Consider the following 1,516-nt stretch of genomic DNA (forward strand, 5'->3'; position numbering starts at 1 on the left):
ACAGCTGATATGTAGGCGTTGTTTGTCAAGAGGCAGGTGAAAGCCGCCCCGGTTTTGGTGCCGGGGCGGCTTTCGTTTGATCGGGGTCAGTCGGTGCCGCGGCGGTCGTTGGTCAACGACGGTTGGTGTCAGACTGATATACGCGGGTTGGTACCGCAAGACGATGGTTCGGCGCGAACGGTAGCTGCTCTCTAGGGGCGGGCGTCACATCGGCACTCGGTGAATGCTGTTGTTGCTCATAGCTGTAACGCAGATCCAGTTCGCCTACCTCGCCGTCGACCGACCGGCTCCGATCAAGTTCAGCGATGGCGCGTTAGGTCAGCGTGGCCAGTGACCAGCACCAGCCGGCCAACTGCCGGGCGACCGCGACGTTGGCCACGACGTGGGGCTTCTTGCGTTCGTTGAATCGGCACCACTGTTGATGCAGGCGCCGGTTGCCGGCATGACCGCGATCCTTGAGTGCGGGATCGACTTTGGCCCAGCGGGCTCGCATCGTCGGTCCGGGATTGCGGTAGGCCGCTCGGTGATGCCAGGCCGACTCGATCAACAACCGCCGAACGTGGCTGTTGCCGGCCTTGGTGATCGAACCCTGCACCCGGGAGGCACCCGAGGAGTACTCGGTGGGCACCAGGCCGACGTAGGAGCCGATCGAGGACCCAGTGAACCGGGTCCAGTCGCCGACCTCAACGGTCAACGCCAGCCCGGTCAGGGCTGAGATGCCGCGCAGACAGCCCAGCCGGTCGACTGGGTCAGCCCAGCGCGGCGAGGCCGCGACCGTGACGATCTGCTCATCGAGACGATCACGAGCCGCAGTCGCGCTCAGCACCGCGTCGAAGTGGTGGTCGAAGGCGGCTGTGGTGTGGGAATCGTCGAATCGTTGCCGCCGCAGCCAGGTTTCGTGCACCCCATTCCAGGCTTGCCCACCGGAATACACCCGGCCCTGACGCAGCAGCAGCTTGGACAAGCGGTGCCGAACCCGCATCAGATCGGCTCGGGCGTCTTCGCGAGCGCGGACCAGATCCCGCACCGCCTCCACGTCAGGTTCAGGCACGGTGACCGCAGTAACCTCACCCAACCGCAGCAGCCGGGTCAAATGCGCGGCGTCACGGGCGTCGGTCTTGACCCGATCCCCAGCCGGGCGGATCAACTTCGACGGCGCCGCGACCACGCAGTCGATCTGTGCAGCGGCCAACGCCCGCGCGAGCCCGAACCCTGTTGGCCCGGCTTCATAGGCCACCCGCACCGGGCCACGCAGCTGGTGCAACCAGGCCAGGATCTCACCGTGATCGGGACATAACCGTGCCCGCTCGACGTGACCCGTTTCTTCATCGACGGCATACGCAACTACCGAAAGCGCGTGCACGTCCAACCCGACACTCGTACCGTTGAAACTCACCGGAGGCCTCCTGATCTGCAACTGTGGCTCTACCAGTGCGAGTGTTCACTCGACACCGGCAACCCACGTCCGATTGCAGCCCGAGGCCTTCGGCCCCGAGTCAGCCCCCATACCGTCTAG

Annotated in this window: 1 protein-coding gene; it reads right to left on the reverse strand. The window is 65.2% G+C overall.

Annotation, left to right across the window (positions count from 1 at the left end; all coding sequences use genetic code 11):
• Positions 1-313: 313 nt before the first annotated feature.
• Positions 314-1,396, reverse strand: coding sequence for an IS110 family RNA-guided transposase (locus CG716_RS29355; protein WP_165774354.1), 1,083 nt, complete (start codon positions 1,394-1,396; stop codon positions 314-316).
• Between the last annotated feature and the right edge of the window lie 120 nt (positions 1,397-1,516).

Source organism: Mycolicibacterium sphagni, assembly GCF_002250655.1.
GTDB classification, from domain to species: Bacteria; Actinomycetota; Actinomycetes; order Mycobacteriales; family Mycobacteriaceae; genus Mycobacterium; species Mycobacterium sphagni.